The organism is Scytonema hankhaensis NUACC26 (assembly GCF_045865695.1).
GTDB lineage: Bacteria > Cyanobacteriota > Cyanobacteriia > Cyanobacteriales > Nostocaceae > Scytonema.
On sequence record NZ_BAACAP010000252.1, the window covers coordinates 147552 to 167897 of the forward strand.

The following is a 20346-nucleotide window of genomic DNA, read 5'->3' on the forward strand; positions in this document are numbered from 1 at the left end:
CTACTCCCTAGTCTCTACCCCCTACTAATTAGGAGATTCCTGATGTTTCTTGAAGAATTCTCACCAATATTTAAACAACTGACTCAACACCCAATTTCCTTTATGGGTGGATTTGTCTCTGGAATGCTAAAACTAAACCTTGCAGATGACCCTGTTAAAAGTTGGCTGTCTCAACAATTAGGTACAAGTACTTATACTTCCACCACCATTCAGGCACATAACGGCAAAGCAAATGGGCCACAAACAATTTCTATTGACTAACATTTGAATGCTGTCACTCTGGTAAAGGTTTGAGGGTAAGTTTAACTTACCCTTAATCTAGGTTAAATAGGTATTAAAAAGTTAATTTCGCATCTACATAAATAGGTAGATTTTTCTCTTGAAGCTTAGAAAAATCCTTATTAAATTCAGTTAATCATAGAACAAATAAGATATATAAGAGAGACTGATTATAACTTATATATGTTTGTAAAATCTCATACTTTGAAAAACAACGCGATCGGTTATGATATGAGCGTATGCGAAAACTTAGCTTAACAGAAGGATATTCTGTAATGACGTAACTGTCCAAAGTTACATTTTCATTACACGACATTCTATCTGCAAGTCAGATGAGACTGAACAGTCTTTGCTGTTGGTTTTACCTGTACATTTATGCCTAACTTTTCGCTCTTCGTTGCGATTTACGTGATTCACATGACTATTTACGTTGGAAATCTCTCCTACCGCGCCACTGAAGAAGACTTAAAAGTTGTATTTGCAGAATACGGCGAGGTCAAAAGAGTTGTTTTACCTACCGATCGCGAAACAGGACGACTTCGAGGTTTTGCTTTCGTTGACATGAATGAGGACACACAAGAGGATGCAGCCATATCTGAATTAGATGGTGCAGAATGGATGGGTCGTCAACTCAGAGTCAATAAAGCCAAACCACGAGAAGAAAATAATGGCAATGGCAATAGACGAGGTAGTTGGGTGAAAAAACAAGAGTCTTATTAAAAGCAGAATACGATGATAACAAATTGTCTTCTAGTTACGCAAGCTATTAACTGCTAAGTTTTCTAGAAACAGTTGTTTCTTGCACTTAAATTAGGAGTGCAAACGGCAAGTTGTGGCAAAGTGAGACAGGTCACAGCTTGCAACATTTTGCTGAGCCAAAGCGTGTTTGGCAGAAACAAAACAACCAAAAGGCAAGTTTCCCGGCGGGTGGGTGCTTGAATAACAGTAGGATTAACATGCTTTGTGATTTAATAGCCATTGTAGCGATCGCTCAAGCTACCCTCTCTATCTACAGGATGAAATAGAGGTGAATGACAACAGCGATTGATACGTTCAAAATTAATAAGTATATTTGCTGAGTATACCATTCCCTACTACGCCAGTCGCCTCAACGGGGGAGACCCCCGCACGGTGAGCCAGCGCTGCAGAAAGGTAACATTCGTAGGCGACTGGCGAACCCCAAAGGGGCGCTGGCTCCCCTACTCCCCATTCCCGTTTGGTATAGCTCCAATTTGGAATTGATTCTTTAGTTTATGTAAAAACCCATTTGAGTGGTCAATTTACCTTTCTAAGATAGAGGCAGCAACAAACAGTTGTGACGCACGGGACGAACCAAGTAAATACCCACTATGAACGGGAGGACATAACAATGACTAAAGCGCCAGAATCTTTGGAGTCGCTTAATAACGAAGCAGCAGACCGGGCGTTAGACCGTGATTGTACTACATTATCCCGTCATGTCCTACAGCAACTTCAAAGTTTTTCGCCAGAAGCACAAGATTTGAGTACTTTGATGAATCGAATTGCTCTGGCTGGTAAGTTAATTGCACGTCGCCTTAGTCGTGCTGGTTTAATGGAAGGGGTTCTTGGATTTACCGGGGAAGTGAACGTACAGGGAGAATCCGTTAAAAAAATGGATGTCTATGCCAATGACGTTTTTATCTCAGTGTTCAAGCAAAGCGGTTTAGTATGTCGCTTGGCATCTGAGGAAATGGAAAAACCCTATTACATTCCCGAAAACTGCCCCATAGGTCGCTACACCCTGCTATACGACCCCATTGATGGCTCGTCAAATACTGATATAAATCTCAGTTTGGGTTCTATCTTCTCGATTCGGCAACAAGAAGGAGAGGATCTCGACGGAGAAGCACGAGATTTACTGGCTCCAGGACGCAAGCAAATAGCCGCCGGATACATACTCTACGGCCCCAGCACGATGCTGATCTATACTATAGGTAAGGGCGTTCACTCGTTTACCCTCGACCCCAGTTTAGGGGAGTTTATCCTTACAGATGAGAACATTCGCATTCCCGACCGTGGTTCCGTATACAGTGTTAACGAGGGTAACTTTTGGCAGTGGGATGAACCAATTCGCGAGTACATCCGTTACGTTCATAGAACAGAAGGTTATACCGCTCGCTATAGTGGAGCGATGGTAAGTGATATTCACAGAATCTTGGTGCAAGGTGGTGTATTTCTTTACCCAGGAACGCTGCCAAAACCAGAAGGGAAATTGCGTTTACTTTATGAATCGGCTCCTTTAGCCTATGTAATCGAGCAAGCAGGTGGTCGCGCAACTACAGGACACACGGAAATTTTAGATGTGGTGCCAAAGAAACTACATCAACGCACTCCTTTGATTATTGGTAGCCCAAAGGATGTAGCGAAAGTAGAGTCTTTTATTCAAAATGGGCATTAGTTGGTAGTTAGTGGTTAGTGGTTAGTGGTTAGTGGTTAGTGGTTAGTAGAGCAACTAACAATCAACAACCAACAACCAACAACTAACAACTAACAACCAACAACTAACGTACACGCATAAAACAGGTACAATTATGACGACTAATCAACTACTAGAGATTAAAGGGCTCGGTCAAAGTATCTGGATGGATAATTTGAGCCGCGATATCGTTCAATCAGGCGAACTCAAAGACTTGGTTGAAAACAAAGGAATCTGTGGGATTACTTCTAACCCAGCTATTTTTGAAAAAGCGATCGCTGGGAATGCCATTTATGATGCTGATATTGAATCGGGAATCCGTGCGGGACTACCGACATACAAAATTTATGAATCGCTAGCTTTTGCAGATATCCGCAATGCTTGTGATATTTTACGCCCTGTTTACGATGCTACTAAAGGATTGGATGGTTATGTCAGTATAGAAGTGCCACCAACTATTGCTCACGATACTGAGGCAACAATCAAAGAAGCCCGTCGCTACTACAAAGAAGTTGCTAAGGAAAATCTGATGATTAAAATCCCCGGTACAGAGGCGGGTTTGCCAGCTGTTGAGCAAGCAATTTATGAAGGCATCAGCGTCAACGTGACCCTACTGTTCTCCGTTCAAAGCTATATTAATACGGCTTGGGCTTATATTCGTGGTTTGGAACGACGAGTTGCAGAAGGTAAAGACATTAGTAAAATTGCCTCTGTTGCTAGTTTCTTCTTAAGCAGAATCGATACCAACATTGATGGTAAGATAGACGCAAAATTGCAAAAAGGTGTTGACGATATCACAGTAGAAGCTAAGCTAAAAGCAGTGAAAGGAAAAGTCGCGATCGCAAACGCCAAGATTGCTTATCAAGAGTACAAAAAGATTATCAACGAAGAGCGTTGGAAAGCATTAGCAGCCAAAGGTGCTCAAGTGCAACGCTTGCTATGGGCAAGCACCAGCACCAAAGACCCCAATTACAGCGACGTGATGTATGTTGATGAGTTAATCGGTCCCGATACCGTAAACACCCTACCACCTGTAACCATAGACGCTTGTGCCGACCACTGCAATGTCGAGAATCGCGTGGAAACAGGAGTAGAAGAAGCTTACCAACTTATCGAAAGCCTCAAAGATCCAGACATCAACATCGATATCAACACAGTCATGGATGAACTTCTGAGTGAAGGTATTGATAAGTTTATCAAACCCTTTGAATCGTTGATGAAGTCCTTGGAAACTAAGGTGAGACAGTTGTCACCTGTTTAGGGAATAGGGACTGGGGACTGGGGACTAGGTAAGAAAATTAACTTCTACTCCCCATTGCCCCTCAACAAGGAGGGGGCCCCGAGTTCCCCAATTCCCAATCCCCATTACCCCTTATCCCCAGAGGGGACCCCACAATCCCCACAATCACAAAACACACAACCAAACTTGTTATGGTCACATTCCTAGAAAACCCGTTGCGGGTTGGTTTGCAACAGCAACGGATGCCCGAACCTCAAATCATAGTTATCTATGGTGCTTCCGGCGATTTAACTCAGCGCAAACTCGTTCCAGCGCTTTACAAATTACGCAAAGAACGGCGCATTCCCCCCGAAACTACTATAGTTGGTGTAGCGCGGAGAGACTGGACTCACGATTACTTCCGCGAACAAATGCGCCAGGGTATTGAGGAGTTTTCTGACGGGCTTGGTGCAGAAGGGCTGTGGCAAGATTTCTCCCAAGGTTTGTATTACTGTTCTGGGGATATGGATAACCCAGAAAGCTACCAAAAGCTAAATAATTTATTAACTGAATTAGACGAAAAACGCGGAACAAGGGGAAATAGAATTTTCTATCTTTCCGTTGCACCGAAATTCTTTGCCGAGGGTATCAAGCAGCTTGGAAATGCGGGTATGTTAGAAGACCCCTACAAGCATCGTTTGGTGATTGAAAAACCTTTTGGTCGGGATTTAGCATCTGCTCAAAGCTTGAACCGAGTGGTACAGAAATATTGCCACGAAAGCCAAGTTTACCGGATTGACCACTACTTAGGTAAAGAAACAGTTCAGAATTTGTTGGTGTTCCGCTTTGCTAACGCCATCTTTGAACCACTATGGAACCGTCGTTTTGTTGACCACGTACAGATTACTGTAGCAGAAACAGTCGGTGTGGAAGACAGGGCAGGGTATTATGAAAGTTCTGGTGCCTTGCGCGATATGTTGCAGAACCACCTCATGCAACTTTTCTGCTTAACAGCGATCGAACCACCAAACGCTTTAGATGCCGACAGTCTCAGGACAGAGAAAGTCAAAGTTCTTCAAGCGACTCGTTTAGCTGATATTCAAAATCTACACCGTTCGGCAGTACGAGGTCAGTACAGTGCGGGTTGGATGAAAGGAAAAACCGTTCCTGGATATCATGAAGAACCAGGGGTTAATCCCGGTTCGACAACACCCACTTACGTAGCAGTAAAATTCCTGGTTGATAATTGGCGTTGGCAAGGAGTTCCATTCTACCTACGTACTGGTAAGCGGATGCCAAAAAAAGTCAGTGAGATTTCCATCCACTTCCGTGAAGTTCCCTCTCAGATGTTCCCATCGGCTTCTCAACAGATGGGTAGTAACATCCTAGCGATGCGGATTCAACCAAACGAAGGAATTTCTTTGCGTTTCGAGGTAAAAATGCCAGGGGCAGAATTCCGGACTCGTTCTGTTGACATGGATTTCACATACGGTTCCTTCGGAATTGCAGCAACTTCAGATGCATACGATCGCCTTCTGCTAGATTGTATGATGGGCGACCAGTCATTATTTACAAGAGCAGATGAAGTGGAAGCAGCTTGGCAAGTCGTCACACCAGTGCTTTCAGTATGGGATGCACCTGCAGATCCGGCGACAGTTCCCAAGTATGAAGCCGGTACATGGGAACCAGCCGAAGCAGAACTCTTGATTAACCAAGACGGTCGCCGTTGGCGGAGACTTTAAATTTTTGGTTAGTAGTTAGTAGTTAGTAGTTAGTAGTCAAGACTAACCACTAACCACTAACCACTAACCACTAACCACTAACAATTAGCATTCATTACTATGACTTCCCAAGCTCCTACAATTTTTTCACTTCAAGCACCCAAAGATGTTTCGCTCACAGAAATTGATGCGGAACTCAGCCAAATTTGGCAAAGTTATGGCATTGCAGGCGAGGATGGTACGCTTCCTGCTGCTACACGTGCAACCACATTTACTTTAGTGGTATACGAACCAGAAGAAACTCAGCTTCTGTTAGCAACATTGGGATATTATCATGGTCCGATTGATGGTATTTTTGGACCTCAGATGCGAGCAGCATTGAAAGAAGTACAGAAAAAGAACGGATTAGCTGAGACTGGAACAGCGACAGAAGAAACCATTGCCCTATTGCGGGAAGAATTTGCCAAACGTTATGCAAGTGGTGCCACAGGTGATGGCAATGGTACAAGTGCTCCCTATGGCTCAGTTGCTGCAAGCCCCACAATTGCAGATGAAATAGCCATCCGCAACCCATGCCGAATTATTAACCTGTCGCCAACAGCAGGTGAAGACACAGGTGTCAAGGCTCAAGTTTCTGCTTATTGCCCCATCCAAAAACAGTCTTCAAATACTCTCGTCTGCTGTGAGTACATCACTCTCTCAGGAACCGCCGCAGCTTTGGAAAGAATAGGCGGGATGCTTCCAGCATTGTTGATTGGTGGGCTACCCAAGTTCCTGTGGTGGAAGGGAACACCAGATATCAACAACCCATTGTTTAAGCGGCTGTCAGGAGTTTGCAACAACGTTATTGTAGATTCATGTTACTTTAACGAGCCAGAAAAAGATTTACTGAACTTGCAAGGGTTAATAGACAATGGCGTACCCATCGCTGACCTCAACTGGCGTCGTCTTTCAGGATGGCAAGAATTAACAGCCGAAGCTTACGATCCACCACAACGTCGTGCTGCTTTATCAGAAATCGATAGAGTTAATATCGATTACGAAAAAGGTAGTTCCGTACAAGCACTACTTTATTTGGGATGGTTGGCAAGCAGATTGCAATGGCGTCCCGTTTCTTATCAAAGAGAAACTGGGGATTACGACATCACGCGAGTTAGCTTCCTGACACCAGAACAAAGACAAGTAGAAGCAGAGTTAGCAGGCGTACCAGTTGCTGATGTAGGCGATATTCCCGGTGACTTAATTGCTTTGCGTCTGAGTTCCACTAATCCCCAAGCCAACTGTGGAACGCTCATTTGTTCTGAGACAGGTGGTTGTATGCGGTTGGAAACACAAGGCGGTGCTCAAGCACAAGGTTTGTTTGAACACGTAACTTCCCTTTCCGAGCAAAAAGCAGAAGTTTTGTTAAGTCAACAAGTCCAACGCTGGGGTCGCGAGGCACTTTTGGAAGAAAGTCTTGCAGTTACGTCTCAAGCACTTAAGTTGGTTAATAGTTAATGGTTAATGGTATAAACAGCAATTAGGGATTTCTAAGAAATCAATTACCCAATCTTGTGGGACGGGCGTCCTCGCCCGTCTTAATTATTATCTATTAACCATCAACAATGCCTTTAATTATTGCCGGAGAACGAAGTGGGGTGGGCAAGACGACAGTTACGCTCACCTTTTTGGCGTCTTTGTGTCGTCGCAGTCTTCAAGTACAATCTTTCAAAGTTGGTCCCGATTATATCGATCCAATGTTTCACCAATATGTCACTGGTCGTGCTTGTCGTAATTTAGACCCCGTGTTGACCTCGGAGAAGTACGTACAAGAATGTTTTACACATCACGCCCAACTGTGTGAATATGCGATCGCCGAAGGCGTGATGGGATTGTTTGATGGAGTGGGAATTAGGGATTGGGAACTCGGTACTAGGGATTGGGAACAAGAAATGGAGAAAAAATATCAACCTCTAATCCCCAATCGCCATTGCCCCTTATCCCCAAAGGGGACTCCGAGTTCCCCAATCGCCAGTACCGCCCACATCGCAAAGCTGCTGGATTTACCTGTAGTCCTGGTGATTGATAGCAGTCGGTTATCTGGTTCTGTAGCAGCAATAGCTCACGGTTATCGTTCTTACGATCCCGCAGTAAAGATTGTTGGTGTCATCTTAAATCGCGTGGGAAGCGATCGCCACCTCGATCTTCTCAAAAATGCTCTCCAACCTTTACAGTTGCCAATTCTGGGAGTTTTACGACGCGAAGATAACATTACAATTCCCGATCGCCATTTAGGTTTAGTTCCAACAGCAGAACTTCCTCAAATGGATGCTTTGATTAACCGACTTGCCGACTTAGGAGATTCTTGTTTTGATTGGGAACGCTTGCTACCACTATTAGAAGTAAAAAGACAAAATTTAAACCGCAGATGCACGCAGATACACGCAGATAAAAGAGAACACAGAACATTATCTTTCCCAGTCCCCAAACTCCAGTCCCCAGTCGCTAAAGTAGCAATTGCACGCGATCGCGCCTTTAATTTTTACTACCAAGACAATCTTGATGTACTACAAGAGTTAGGTGCAGAACTTGTTTTTTGGAGTCCTTTAGAAGATACCGAACTACCACAAGGCATTCAAGGAATGTATTTTGGAGGAGGTTTTCCAGAAGTTTTTGCACGGCAATTATCAGAAAATACTAACGTTCTGACAGCAGTTCGCTCAGCTATTGTTTCTGGAATACCGACAATAGCTGAGTGTGGAGGGTTAATGTACTTGTGCAAAGAAATTATTGATTTTGAAGGGAAATCCTGGTCAATGGTTGGAGTTTTGCCAACAACAGCCGTTATGGATAAGCGTCTGACATTAGGGTATCGTCGAGCCATTGCCCAACAAGATGGTTTGTTAGTCCTTGCAGGTACAACTGTTCGCGGGCATGAGTTTCATCGTTCCCGTTTAACTTTAACTCAAGAGCGATCGCTCTTTCAAACTTACCGCTACGATTCTCAAGAATTTACAGGCGATGAGGGATGGAGTTTACCTTCTTCCCTACACGCTTCTTATATTCACTTGCATTGGGGGGATAATTTAGAAATTCCCCAACGGTTTTTAAACTCATGTCAACAATTTTTTGAGCGCAAAATTATAAAGAGTTCAGAGTATAATTCAACATTCGGCTAGAAAATTTCGGTTGTTGTTTCTAAAATTGTGACAAAAATTCTAGATAAGTATAAGGAGGTTTTTTGTACCTACTAATTTGTTCAGTAAGTAAATCATATAAAACGTCATCTCCATATCTATCACATAGGTAAATTAAGAAATCATCTGGATGCATGGCTTCTATATCCCAGGGTAAGAGAGATGACTCAGAAAAATGCTTCAAATTTGATGTAACAATTATATCAACTTTTGCATGAACAGCAGATGCTAGCACATGACGATCTTTTGGGTGATTTTCAACCTTGTTTTCCAAATTCTTAGGCGCTTCTACTAGTGCTTGAGGAAAAGCATCAAACAAGGCTGCCTTAAACTTATCTGCAGACGCTTGATTCATTTTCCCCCTCTTTACTCGGTTCCGAACCGCTTCATCTACGATTTGAATAGAGAAATGAACTCGATATAATCCTTTATATGCCGTAGTTAATAATGTATCAGACAAAGAGGTAGGGAAAAGAACACAAGCGTCGAGAAGCGCAGAAAAGTTTCTCACAGTCAAAAGCAATAAATGTTACTTATTATCTTAGTCAAATAAACCGTTATCTTGCATTATTTCCGTAAGTTTGTTGAATGATTGAGCAGTTTGAGCTTCTCTCTTTTCTTTATAGTCCATTACGTCTTTTAATTTAATCCGACGATGACTGCCCGTTTTTACATGAGGAATTTCATTATTGTTTAAAAGTTTGATGAGATAAGGACGGGAAACATTCAGGATATCTGCAGCTTCTTGAGTTGTCAGCTCACTGTTTGCTGGAGAGATCGTTACTATTGTTCTACCCTGCTCAAGTGCTGGCAGAATTTCTTGTAAAACTTTAAAAACATTATCGGAAATAGGTATTTCTTCACCATTTGCGTTAACTAATTTAGGTGTATTTTTTTGGTAATATTGCTCAAACTTTTTTCTGGCATCACCACAAGGTTTTTTGGGAGTGTCAATAGTTACAAGCAAGTTCTTAGCCATGGTTCTATACCTTAATCAAGTTATTTATGTCTTGTCCCATCGTCTTATTACAAAAGCACAGCTTCAAGACCTGGTTATTTTGTAAGAAGATGGGCAGCCCTATCCTTATTTAGAAGGTGCAAGGTGTTAGATTACTTGTTCCTGTAATAAAGACAGGAATTAGAAAATCCTGTTATTGTGTTTGCTAGTGATATTCTAATTCTACAATACGAAAATCGCAATATCCGAAAAAAACGAAATATACGAAATTTTTGTTTATAGTATAATTACTTACTACTTTTTATCGTACCGTGTTAATTACCATAAGCGTTGCTGGAGCAACGTTTCTTCTTACTTTCTATAGATACTATTAATTTCCTGTTTCACTAGGATTACGCAAATGTGAAATTCCTGGGTGACCTTTTCATTCTCAACTCCCCACTATCTCAAGCATGATTATCTTTACCATCAAATTATCGGTAATATGTGTAACTCTAGTAGTACACTTTCCTACCAGGAAGTCTACTATCTACTACCTCCTATACAATTCTCCCAAGCCCGATCGCACTTCAGCTTTTCCAAGTATTACATGGTATTGGTAAAGTCAGATCTAAAATCAGGTTTTTTCCTTAGACAATAAGGCATTCATTCCTTTTCGACTCTAAAAATCAGCAAACGTACAGCTCTAAGGATGGGCTTGGCAATCGCCGTCTGGTAAGCTTGTCATAGCAAATAATAAGGATTGAAAAAACGATATGAAAATTTTGCCTAAACTAGTGTTTAAGTATGGTTGGGATGAAAGAGATGATGTAGAAACACCGATGAAAGGATGTAGAAATGATGGGATTGTCCTTTGCGAGGATGGCAAAACTTACTCAGTTTATTTTATAGATCCTATTCGCTTACAGCAAGATTTAGAAGAGGAAGAAGAGTTAGGCTCTCCTTTTTTGGCTCCACCAGGGTTGATTGTTTTACCAGAATTAACGCGAAGTGCAATGGAAAACGCAATTGAGCAATTGTGGAAGCAGGGACATTTTGATGTGTTCAAACCACTGTCCGAAGAGAAAGAGCAAAAGATAGGGGAAGCAGCATGACGCAGAACGGACCTCAAAACAGACTTGAACGCTTGGAACAAATGCTAACAACCCATGCTGAAATGCTAAATCAGTTAGCTCCACTTATGACACAGGTTGCACAAATAGCTACGAGCACTGTTGAAACAGTTGCTAAGCATGATGATATGCTTATACGTCTAGAAAGACAAACCTTAGAAAATGCAGCAACACTTGGTAAGTTAGAGCAACGTGTCGATCGCTTAACTGAATTAATGATGGTTACCACTCAAGCCATGCAGCTTGTTGCTGAGAATAGCCAACAAATCCACCGGATCTGTGATTATCTTATGGAACAAAACAATAATAATGATGCCAAGACGGAGGGTTAAACCAAGCTTGAACAATTAACTTACACCAGCATCTTCACAACAATCAAAAAGATTGATAAATTCAGTAACAACATTGACAATGCTGTTTTGTGCATCATATCCTCGCTTAACCTTCCTGACACCCGCGATTATCCTTCACTTAGTATATCTATACTATATTTAGATGCGTTTGCCCTGACTTTTTTATGAGATGGAAACGATTTAATTTTAATTATTTTACCACATTCTAACTCTTCTTGGCTCCATTCTAATGATTCAACATATTTATATTTTGACCAAATTGAATCGTGATGAGCAGGCTAGCGACGTTCGCCTGCTCACTCTTCCCCTCACACGATTATCATTTTTACATAAGTACATTTGAGTATTTTAACTGATTGACAAAGGTTCTTTATTTTAGCTCTCACGGTTGCACTGAGACTGATTGTGCCAGTTGCGTAAGTCCTGGGTGGGTTTAAGAGCGATCGTGACTAGTCGCGATCGCCAGCCCGAAAAAGTTCGGCTGCAACCCTTATTCTTTCGTTAACTTTCAAAAGTTTTTGGTCTACTGAATTTGTCACAAGCACAGGTATGAAATTAACTCTTGTACAGAACCAATGGAGTAAGAATAAAAGATGCATATCAAACTTACGCGTAGGCTAGCAAATACCGCAGGCATCGCCTGCTCAAAAATTGTGTTTTCAACCCCAATTTTAGCCCGATTCTAGGGATATTTTAAGTACTATTGCTTAGTGACAAATAGTAACTGACCTTAACCTCTCACGAATGAGCGATCGCTCACTTACCAACTACTTTTGACCACACCCGCGAGCATTCACGATCCCGAAGGTCGTAAAATTTTGCAGCAGCTTCGAGACGATCGACCAATCGAGTGAGATTGCTGCGACTCAAAAGTTTGTAAGCTGTGAGGATTCAAGATGCGATCGCCAGAAAATTTGGGAATTCTAAAGGATATGGGTTAACACTAGCCAAACTGTATGCATTCTCCTACAAGCACCTCTGATTCATTCCCTACAATCGCTGGCTATGCCATTGTTGAGCAACTGTATCTAAGTTCTCGAACAGTAGTGTATCGAGCCATCCAAACTGCCCAGCAACGATCAATGGTTATCAAGGTGCTGCAAAGAGAGCATCCGAGCTTTAGCGAGTTGGTGCAGTTTCGCAATCAGTATACGATCGCAAAACACCTGCCCATTCCTGGCGTTGTCCAACCTTTGAGCTTAGAACCGCTAGGAAATAGCTACATACTAGTAATGGAAGATTTTGGCAGCATGTCGCTGGAGCAATATGGAAAGCAGCACGCTTTGGATCTAACCGAGGTGTTAGCGATCGCCCTGCAACTCACGGAAATTCTTCACCATCTCTGCCAGTATCGGGTGGTGCATAAAGACATCAAACCCGCCAATATTTTAATTCATCCTGATTCAAAACAAATTAAACTAATTGATTTCAGCATTGCTTCCTTACTGCCTCGTGAAACTCAGGAAATTCAAAGTCCCAACATTTTAGAAGGTACGCTGGCATATCTTGCTCCCGAACAAACAGGGCGCATGAATCGCGGCATTGATTATCGCGCCGATTTCTATGCATTAGGCATCACCCTCTACCAACTGTTGAGCGGACAACTGCCGTTTGCAGGGGACGATCCTCTGGAGTTAGTGCATTGTCACATTGCCAAAGTTCCCATATCGGTCAATCAGGTGCAGGTGGATGTGCCAGCAATGGTGGCAGCGATCGTTGCCAAACTGATGGCAAAAAACGCAGAAGACCGCTATCAAAGTGCGTTGGGACTCAAGCACGATTTAGAACAGTGTTTACAAGCGTGGAAAGCGACAGGTACGATCGCCCTGTTTGAGTTAGGACAGCGCGACTTGAGCGATCGCTTCTTGATTCCCGGAAAACTCTACGGTCGAGAAGTGGAAGTACAGACGTTGTTAGAAGCATTTGAGCGAATAGCGGGAGCGGGGAATGGGGAAGAATCTAACCCTCCTCCCTCTCGTAATGAACTCATGCTCGTGGCTGGATTTTCGGGTATTGGTAAAACAGCCGTTATCAACGAAATCCATAAACCGATCGTGCGGCAACGGGGTTACTTCATCAAAGGTAAGTTCGATCAGTTCCAGCGCAATATTCCTTTCTCTGCCTTTGTGCAAGCGTTTCGTGACTTGATGGGGCAACTGTTGAGTGAGAGCGATGCTCAATTGACGACGTGGAAAGTCAAAATTCTCGACGCTGTGGGCAAAAACGGGCAGGTAATTGTAGATGTGATTCCCGAACTAGAACAGATTATCGGGCAACAGCCATTGGTGCCAGAATTCTCCGGTAGCGCTGTCCAAAATCGTTTCAATTTACTATTTCAGAAATTCATCCAGGTTTTCACAACCCCCGATCATCCTCTGGTCATATTCCTGGACGACTTGCAATGGGCAGATTCAGCCTCCCTCAACTTGCTAACATTACTTATGAGTGAAGCAAGTTCGGGATATTTACTCATTCTAGGAGCCTATCGAGATAATGAAGTGTTTCCAGCTCATCCCTTGATGCTGACGTTGGAGCAGATTCAGACAGCCAAGTCAATCGTCAATACCATTATCCTGGAACCCCTGGTAGAAACAACGGTGAATCAGTTGGTGGCAGACACCCTGAGTTGTACCAATGACCTGGCTTACCCCTTGACGCAATTGGTGTATCAGAAAACTAAAGGAAATCCCTTTTTTACAACCCAGTTTCTCAAGGCACTACACGAGGAGGGTTGGATTCAGTTCCATCCAGAACTTGGCTACTGGCAATGTGACCTGACCACGGTGCGCCAATTGACATTAACTGATGATGTGGTAGAGTTCATGGCATTGCAGTTGCAGAAACTTCCGGCAGCAACTCAAGCAGTTTTGAAGTTGGCAGCTTGTATTGGCAACCAATTTGATTTGCAAACCTTGGCACCGATCTCAGAACAGTCGTCGATCGATACAGCGACTCATCTATGGAAAGCCCTACAGGAAGGACTAATTCTCCCTATCGCTGAAACCTACAAGTTTTTCCAATTAAATGACTTAGACAGCATCGAGCGCGGTGGTGAGATCGCCGTTCCTTACAAGTTCTCGCACGATCGCGTCCAACAGGCTGCCTATTCTTTGATTCCGCCGGAACAACGAGCAAGTCAGCATTTGCAAATTGGTCGTTTATTGCTACAAAGTTTTTCGCAGACAGAGCAAGATGACCAGATCTTTAAAGTTGTTAGTCAGTTGAGTCAGGGACGAGCGCTAATTGTCGATCCGATAGAACGTCGGCAGATTGCCCAACTAAGCTACATCGCTGGACTAAAAGCCAAAACATCAACCGCTTATACAGCCGCCGCCGAGTATCTCAAACTAGGAATTGAACTACTAGACACAACCGGTTGGCAAGACACGAATAGTTTAGCCTTGACCTTGCATCGACAACTCGCAGAAGTCGAGTTTCTTTGTGGTCACTTTGAGCAATCGACCGCATTAGTTGAACAGATTCTTGCTCAAACAACAAATTTATTGGTACAGGCTGAAGTGTATAACTTACTGGTTGTACAGCACACTTTCTTAGGACAGCATCAAGCCGCGATTGCTGCTGGGATGCAAGCCCTAAAGCTGTTAGACATTGATATCAGCACCGATCGGCTACAACCAGAAATTCAGCAGGAAGTTGCCAGCATTAATCGCTACCTACAAGAGCATTCAGTCTTATCATTACTCGATGATTTAGCCGAAGCCACCGATCCCAGAATTCGGATTGCAGTACAACTGTTGGTCAATCTCGATCCTCCAGTTTACCTCACCTCTAATCTGGATCTGTATATTCTAATTTCTGCAAAAATTGTGGCACTTTCCTTGCAGCATGGTTATATTCCTGAAACCGTGAAAGGGTATGGCAACTATGGTTGGTTATCGGGAATTGTTCTAGGGAATTATCAGACGGGGTATGAGTTTGGGGTCTTGGGCATGGAATTGGCGCGTAAGCTTAACGATCGAGCGCAGTTGAGTAAAGTTAGCCTGTCGTTCGGCAGTTGGATTCATAGTTGGAGTCGCCCAGTGCAGGAAATTCTTCACATTAACGATGAGGGATACACGGCTGGGCTGGAGTCGGGGGAAGTTCTATTTGGCGGGTATAATCTATTTTGCAAGGTGAGCAACCTCTTATTTAGTGGCGTACCCCTTAATCCGATCGATGAGAATTTACAACGCTATTTGCCCTTTGCCAAGAAAACTCAAAATAGCTTATTGACTAATATTTTAGAGGGCATTTATTTCTTGGTGCAGCCGCTGCTTGGTAAACCAACTACTGCAACGGCAGATGCGGAATTCGTAACCTCTGAAGCGATTGTCCACCTCGATCGGCAACAGTATTTAGAAACCTGCAAGACCGCTCAGGACTTCTTCTCGTTAAGCATGTTTTATATTTGGCAAATGCAATTATGCTGCATCAATCAAACGTTTGCTATCGGCTTAGAGTATGCTTTGACAGCAAAACATACATTACAAGGAGCGCTTGGATTTACACCTGTATCAGAATATCCAATCTACGAATCGTTGATTGTGCTTAATCTATACGACACAGCCACTCCCGAACAACAGGCTGAATACTTACAGCAAGTTCGGACAAACCAAGCACAGTATAAGATTTGGGTAGACAATTGCCCAGAGAACTTTCTGCATAAATATCTACTCATTGAAGCAGAACTGTATCGAATTCAAGGCGATCGAGCACAAGCAGCAGACTGTTACGATCGAGCAATTGCTACGGCAAAAGCCAATCAATTTACCCACATTGAGGCGTTAGCAGCAGAATTCGCCGGACGCTTCTACTTAGCTTGGGGACGCGAACGCATCGCCCAAGACTACTTGCTAGATGCCTATTACGGTTATGTCCGGTGGGGAGCCAAAGCCAAAACGCATGACTTAGAGCAGTGCTATCCTAATCTACTGCATACAATTACCGCTCAAAAAGATGTTAATCTAGCTCCTCTACCATCTCCAACAACCCCAACAACTACAAGTAACAACTTAAACGGACTTGATTTAAAGACTGTTATGAAAGCGTCCCTAGCTTTATCCAGTGAAATTATATTAGAGCAGTTGATTGCTAACTTAATGAAAATTGTTGTTGAGAATGCAGGTGCTCAAACAGGAATTCTAATTATTGAACGCGAGAGAAGATTGGTTATAGAAGCCGTAGAAGGAAGGGAAGCTGATGCAAAAAGTATTAATCAAACTCTTGAAACTCAAGTTCCTATCTCTGCTGTTAATTATGTCATCCGAACCTTAGAGAACGTTGTTTTAAACGATGCAGTAAGAGATGATTCATTTGGTAACGATCCTTATATTGTTACAAAACAACCCAAATCTGTCCTCTGTGTACCTTTAATTAAACAAGGGAAACTAATTGGTGTTCTTTATCTAGAAAATAATTTAACGACTCATGCTTTTAGTGACGATCGCCTAGAAGTTCTCAAGCTTCTTTGTTCCCAAGCTGCTATCTCTTTAGAAAATGCTAACTTGGTTGCTAACCTAGCAAAAGCTAAAGAGCAATTAGAAGATTACAATCAATCTTTAGAAGCAAAAGTTCAAGAACGAACTCAAGAGTTAAAGACTAAAAATAGAGACCTCAAAAATCAAGCTAATCAACTGAAAATTGCTCTAAAATCTCTTAAAGAGACCCAAACTCAACTGATTCAATCCGAAAAAATGTCTTCTTTGGGTCAGCTAGTCGCCGGAGTAGCTCATGAAATTAACAACCCCGTAAGCTTCATTCATGGTAATCTTGTTCATGCTCAAACCTATGTAGATGATTTATTAAGATTACTATATCTTTACGATCGATATTACCCCAACCCAGTACCAGAAATAAGAGAAGAAGTTGTAGCAATTGATCTAAACTTTCTTAAATCAGACTTTGTTAAGCTAATGAGCAGCATGGAAATGGGAACAAAGCGGATACAAGAAATTGTTTGCTCTCTGCGAAATTTTTCTCGATTAGATGAAGCGCAAAAGAAAGTTGTCAATATTCATGAAGGACTTGATAGTACCTTACTCATTCTTCAAAGCCGTCTTTTTACTCATACTAAACCGATTGAAGTAATTAAGGATTACGGAGAGTTGCCGTTCGTTGATTGCTATGCAGGTCAGCTTAACCAAGTATTCATGAACTTACTGAGTAATGGAATTGATGCTATAGATGAGAAGTTGAAGCAAAAAGCATCAATTTCTGGTATTATTCAACTTCGTACTCGGGTAAGAAATAGCAAACAAATTGTTGTTGAAATCTCTGATAATGGTATTGGAATGAGTGAATCAGTACGCCAGCAGTTATTCAATCCTTTCTTTACAACAAAACCTGTAGGTAAGGGAACAGGATTAGGATTAGCCATTAGCTATTCCATTATTGTTGAGAAGCATTCAGGTCAAATTGAATGTCATTCTATCCTCAATGAGGGAACGACATTTGTTTTAACAATTCCTATCGATTCCTAAAACAAAGTTTGGATACTCCCTAGGGCGAACGCATTTAAATATTGACGAAGTGGTAAGAAGAAATGGTCATAGTAAATTCGTCCAATACCTCACTTTCAAGGTGTCTTGGTAGTCAAAACTTTGTGAAGTTTCTCATTCTCCGAAGGTGGTGCATCCAGAAGTTCCATAAGCTGGTAAAATTTTTCTTCTTCTAGAATAAATATCTGACGATCGTGCAATACTGCTTCCGCTTCTCGACACGCTGTTTCCAACATAAAATCGGAACGATTCTTACCAAGAGCCTCAGCAGCACAGTCGATTAAATCTCGTTGTCTTTGACGTGCTCGAATGTTGATGTTTATATCACGGTTACGGTTAGCTGATTCAGAAAATTGCGGTTGCACGATCGCATCCTTCACTGCTCTTACCATAAGCATACAAAACATTACATTGGACTGCAAATTTCAATCAGAACCCCATCTAAATCTCGCACATAAGCTACCGTTTGTCCCCAAGGCTTAACTTTTGGCTCTGTAACAGCAAGAGCACCAACCTTTACTGCATTTGCAAAAACTGCTGGTACATCATCTGTCACAAAACCAATTTCGATCCCAGCCGGTAGATTAGAGCGGCTGTTTTCTAAAAAACCTTGCGGAAGGTTTGACTTTGCCAATTCGTTGGCGGTGAAGGAGAGGGTTGTTTCGCCAGTTTCCATCTCAGCATACTGTTTACTCTCATGAACAAATTTCTGTTTCAAGCCAAATGCCTTTTCATAAAAAGCAACAGATTGAGGAACATCCTTGACATAAAGAATTGTGTATGAGAATTTAACCATCTTTGCCTCTCACCAAAAGCAACTGAGGCAATACTAGTACATTTGCTCGGAATACTCAAGTATCAACAAGAAATTGGGTTTCTATTTCTGGTTTCTTAAACTAGGAAAAACTTTATCTAAATCCAAAGATAAATCGACAAAACCAGGAATTGCGATTGATTCATGTCGTAACGCAATCTGCTTTAAGCGATCGCCGTACTTTCCTTGTTCATTAAGATAAGGCTGACTGTAACACTCTAATTGATTGGCTACTAAATTAACAATCCAATAATCTTGGATTCCATTTTCAGCATATAATTCTAGTTTTGTACTTTGGTCGTAGTCAAGAGAAGAATCAGCTACTTCAATCAATAGGAAAATATCTTCAGGTTGAGGATGATTTGATAAATAATCATCAGCTTGTCCTCGCACAAGGGCAACATCAGGTTCAGGTTCGCTATTGGGAAGTAACACTACAGGCTCTTGTACGCGGACAACGGCTCTATCTCCTAGTAATCTCTCCAATTCTTTAGATAACTTTGTGTTACAAACAGAGTGTCGCGTACCTTTTGCTGCCATTTCTATTAATTCTCCCCTAATCAACTCTACTCGGTCATCTTCTGTAAGAAATCCCAATTCCATGAGCCGATGAAACTCAGCTAAAGTGAAGCGTTTAGGGGTAACGGTAGTCATAGGAAAAAAGTGAGTTGACTGTATATTATTCTAGAACTTCTTTCAAAACCTCGCGATGCATGAGCGCTCTATCTACTAACGACTGTATTCTATCTGTAGATAATGGCTCGCCGTTAGCATAATGCTCGATCCATGTTTTACTAATAATATTAGGATCGTCAGGAAACTTTGCTAAATCCCATCCCGGCATATCTAAATCTTCCATTAACCGATTGACTTTGGGATCGTAACTGAGCGCAAAACAGCGACACCCTTCCGATGCAGCCATAATCAAGCTGTGCAAGCGCATCCCAATTGCCATTTCTACACCGCGAAAAACCCCTTTTAAAAGTTGTGGTTCTTTTAAGGACAATACCTGGCTGACACCTTCAAGTTTTGGTTGAATGGCTCGAGCTATTTCTAAATCTTCACTTTCTTGAAACGGTAGCAATAATATAAAAGTTTGCGTCGCTTTTTGAAAATCCGCCAAGGCGCGAGTTAAGTTAGCAAGACGTGTTTCTGTTAAATCGGGATGAGTTCTCAATGTGACTGCAACTCTAGGAGCAGGCAAATCCCAGAGTCCTGGAACTGGTTTACTTTCCAACGCCCACACCGGATCGGGAGCCAAAATACAAGGAACTTGCCAATCGGCTAGTATAGCAGCAGAAGTGCGATCGCGGACACTCACTTTTGTACAACCACTAAAAGTTAGCCGTGCTAACCAACGAGTTATAGGACGCTTCAACGGACCAATTCCCTGTCCCCAAGCAATAGTTTTCAAACCCATTTTTTGGGCTACCGCCATAATTCCGGCATAATAGAAAGGGCTGATAAGACTTGTGGTATCTTGAATTAAACTACCACCGCCCCATATAAAGGCATCGCAAGAGCGCAAAGCTTCCACAACAGGGGAGATTTTCATGCGATCGCGTGCTTCCACATTATAGCGATCGCTTGTTTCTTTGGGATTACCAGAGAGAACCACAGGTGTGACTGATGGTGGTAGCATTTGTAGAAGTGTTGCTAGTAAAGCTTCGTCCCCACCGTTCCCCTTACCGTAATACCCAGATAACAGAACCCGCATTTTTTTAATTTTGGATGAGTGGATTTTAGCTTATCAATTTTTTCTCAAAAAGACCAATGACTA

At 42.3% G+C, this 20346-nt stretch carries 16 protein-coding genes; 10 read left to right on the plus strand and 6 right to left on the minus strand.

Translation table 11 applies throughout. The annotated features are described in order from the left end of the window. The first annotated feature begins 42 nt into the window (after positions 1–42). The 7 genes from ACKTT2_RS49115 (at position 43) to ACKTT2_RS49145 (ending at position 8814) form a co-directional block, all read left to right on the plus strand. Complete coding sequence (locus ACKTT2_RS49115) at positions 43–261, plus strand: ssl0294 family protein (RefSeq protein WP_407900408.1); 219 nt, start codon at positions 43–45, stop codon at positions 259–261. A 435-nt stretch (positions 262–696) separates the two neighbouring features. Continuing rightward, a complete protein-coding gene (gene rbp / locus ACKTT2_RS49120) occupies positions 697–999 on the plus strand; it encodes an RNA-binding regulator (RefSeq protein WP_407900453.1) in 303 nt (100 codons plus the stop codon). 649 nt (positions 1000–1648) lie between these two features. Further along, positions 1649–2698, plus strand: coding sequence for a class 1 fructose-bisphosphatase (gene fbp, locus ACKTT2_RS49125; RefSeq protein ID WP_407900409.1), 1050 nt, complete (start codon positions 1649–1651; stop codon positions 2696–2698). A 133-nt stretch (positions 2699–2831) separates the two neighbouring features. Next, a complete protein-coding gene (gene tal, locus ACKTT2_RS49130) occupies positions 2832–3977 on the plus strand; it encodes a transaldolase (protein ID WP_407900410.1) in 1146 nt (381 codons plus the stop codon). Between the two features lie 170 nt (positions 3978–4147). Then, entirely contained in the window at positions 4148–5677 is a 1530-nt protein-coding gene (gene zwf / locus ACKTT2_RS49135) for a glucose-6-phosphate dehydrogenase (protein ID WP_407900411.1), read from the plus strand. Between the two features lie 99 nt (positions 5678–5776). Beyond that, positions 5777–7153 carry a glucose-6-phosphate dehydrogenase assembly protein OpcA gene (gene opcA, locus ACKTT2_RS49140; protein WP_407900412.1) on the plus strand — a complete coding sequence of 459 codons (1377 nt, stop codon included), beginning with the start codon at positions 5777–5779 and terminating at the stop codon, positions 7151–7153. Between the two features lie 107 nt (positions 7154–7260). Continuing rightward, entirely contained in the window at positions 7261–8814 is a 1554-nt protein-coding gene (locus ACKTT2_RS49145) for a cobyrinic acid a,c-diamide synthase CobB (RefSeq protein ID WP_407900413.1), read from the plus strand. A gap of 19 nt (positions 8815–8833) precedes the next feature. Here the strand turns inward: ACKTT2_RS49145 and ACKTT2_RS49150 are convergent, their stop codons facing one another. Together ACKTT2_RS49150 and ACKTT2_RS49155 are read right to left on the minus strand one after the other, a co-directional pair. Next, positions 8834–9343: a VapC50 family PIN domain-containing toxin gene (locus ACKTT2_RS49150; RefSeq protein WP_407900454.1), complete on the minus strand. Its 510-nt coding sequence runs from the start codon at positions 9341–9343 to the stop codon at positions 8834–8836. A 30-nt stretch (positions 9344–9373) separates the two neighbouring features. After that, the gene (locus ACKTT2_RS49155; RefSeq protein ID WP_407900414.1) at positions 9374–9811 is read right to left on the minus strand and encodes a helix-turn-helix domain-containing protein; all 438 of its coding nucleotides are present in this window, start codon (positions 9809–9811) and stop codon (positions 9374–9376) included. Between the two features lie 734 nt (positions 9812–10545). On the opposite strand from ACKTT2_RS49155, the gene ACKTT2_RS49160 reads away from it, so the two are divergent. From ACKTT2_RS49160 to ACKTT2_RS49170, 3 genes are all read left to right on the plus strand, one after another. Continuing rightward, positions 10546–10884, plus strand: coding sequence for a hypothetical protein (locus tag ACKTT2_RS49160; RefSeq protein WP_407900415.1), 339 nt, complete (start codon positions 10546–10548; stop codon positions 10882–10884). Further along, on the plus strand, positions 10881–11234 hold the full coding sequence (locus tag ACKTT2_RS49165) for a hypothetical protein (protein ID WP_407900416.1): 354 nt from the start codon (positions 10881–10883) through the stop codon (positions 11232–11234). The genes ACKTT2_RS49160 and ACKTT2_RS49165 overlap by 4 nt, the downstream gene beginning before the upstream one ends. 977 nt (positions 11235–12211) lie before the next feature. Beyond that, on the plus strand, positions 12212–17734 hold the full coding sequence (locus tag ACKTT2_RS49170; RefSeq protein WP_407900417.1) for a trifunctional serine/threonine-protein kinase/ATP-binding protein/sensor histidine kinase: 5523 nt from the start codon (positions 12212–12214) through the stop codon (positions 17732–17734). 95 nt (positions 17735–17829) lie between these two features. Here the strand turns inward: ACKTT2_RS49170 and ACKTT2_RS49175 are convergent, their stop codons facing one another. The 4 genes from ACKTT2_RS49175 to csaB form a co-directional block, all read right to left on the minus strand. Continuing rightward, positions 17830–18150, minus strand: a complete 321-nt coding sequence (locus ACKTT2_RS49175) for a type II toxin-antitoxin system TacA family antitoxin (protein ID WP_407900418.1) — start codon at positions 18148–18150, stop codon at positions 17830–17832. Positions 18151–18158: 8 nt separating this feature from the next. Continuing rightward, the gene (locus ACKTT2_RS49180) at positions 18159–18548 is read right to left on the minus strand and encodes a VOC family protein (RefSeq protein ID WP_407900419.1); all 390 of its coding nucleotides are present in this window, start codon (positions 18546–18548) and stop codon (positions 18159–18161) included. An 81-nt stretch (positions 18549–18629) separates the two neighbouring features. Further along, complete coding sequence (locus tag ACKTT2_RS49185) at positions 18630–19220, minus strand: Uma2 family endonuclease (RefSeq protein WP_407900420.1); 591 nt, start codon at positions 19218–19220, stop codon at positions 18630–18632. Between the two features lie 25 nt (positions 19221–19245). Continuing rightward, positions 19246–20283: a polysaccharide pyruvyl transferase CsaB gene (gene csaB / locus ACKTT2_RS49190; protein WP_407900421.1), complete on the minus strand. Its 1038-nt coding sequence runs from the start codon at positions 20281–20283 to the stop codon at positions 19246–19248. Positions 20284–20346 lie beyond the last annotated feature (63 nt).

Bases quoted from the DNA above. Each gene is read 5' to 3' on its own strand.
- ACKTT2_RS49155 (WP_407900414.1), bottom strand. From the start codon at position 9,811: ATGGCTAAGAACTTGCTTGTAACTATTGACACTCCCAAAAAACCTTGT.
- ACKTT2_RS49180 (WP_407900419.1), bottom strand. From the start codon at position 18,548: ATGGTTAAATTCTCATACACAATTCTTTATGTCAAGGATGTTCCTCAA.
- csaB (WP_407900421.1), bottom strand. From the start codon at position 20,283: ATGCGGGTTCTGTTATCTGGGTATTACGGTAAGGGGAACGGTGGGGAC.
- ACKTT2_RS49145 (WP_407900413.1), top strand. From the start codon at position 7,261: ATGCCTTTAATTATTGCCGGAGAACGAAGTGGGGTGGGCAAGACGACA.
- ACKTT2_RS49175 (WP_407900418.1), bottom strand. From the start codon at position 18,150: ATGCTTATGGTAAGAGCAGTGAAGGATGCGATCGTGCAACCGCAATTT.
- ACKTT2_RS49160 (WP_407900415.1), top strand. From the start codon at position 10,546: ATGAAAATTTTGCCTAAACTAGTGTTTAAGTATGGTTGGGATGAAAGA.
- rbp (WP_407900453.1), top strand. From the start codon at position 697: ATGACTATTTACGTTGGAAATCTCTCCTACCGCGCCACTGAAGAAGAC.
- opcA (WP_407900412.1), top strand. From the start codon at position 5,777: ATGACTTCCCAAGCTCCTACAATTTTTTCACTTCAAGCACCCAAAGAT.
- zwf (WP_407900411.1), top strand. From the start codon at position 4,148: ATGGTCACATTCCTAGAAAACCCGTTGCGGGTTGGTTTGCAACAGCAA.
- ACKTT2_RS49115 (WP_407900408.1), top strand. From the start codon at position 43: ATGTTTCTTGAAGAATTCTCACCAATATTTAAACAACTGACTCAACAC.
- ACKTT2_RS49185 (WP_407900420.1), bottom strand. From the start codon at position 19,220: ATGACTACCGTTACCCCTAAACGCTTCACTTTAGCTGAGTTTCATCGG.
- tal (WP_407900410.1), top strand. From the start codon at position 2,832: ATGACGACTAATCAACTACTAGAGATTAAAGGGCTCGGTCAAAGTATC.
- ACKTT2_RS49170 (WP_407900417.1), top strand. From the start codon at position 12,212: ATGCATTCTCCTACAAGCACCTCTGATTCATTCCCTACAATCGCTGGC.
- fbp (WP_407900409.1), top strand. From the start codon at position 1,649: ATGACTAAAGCGCCAGAATCTTTGGAGTCGCTTAATAACGAAGCAGCA.
- ACKTT2_RS49165 (WP_407900416.1), top strand. From the start codon at position 10,881: ATGACGCAGAACGGACCTCAAAACAGACTTGAACGCTTGGAACAAATG.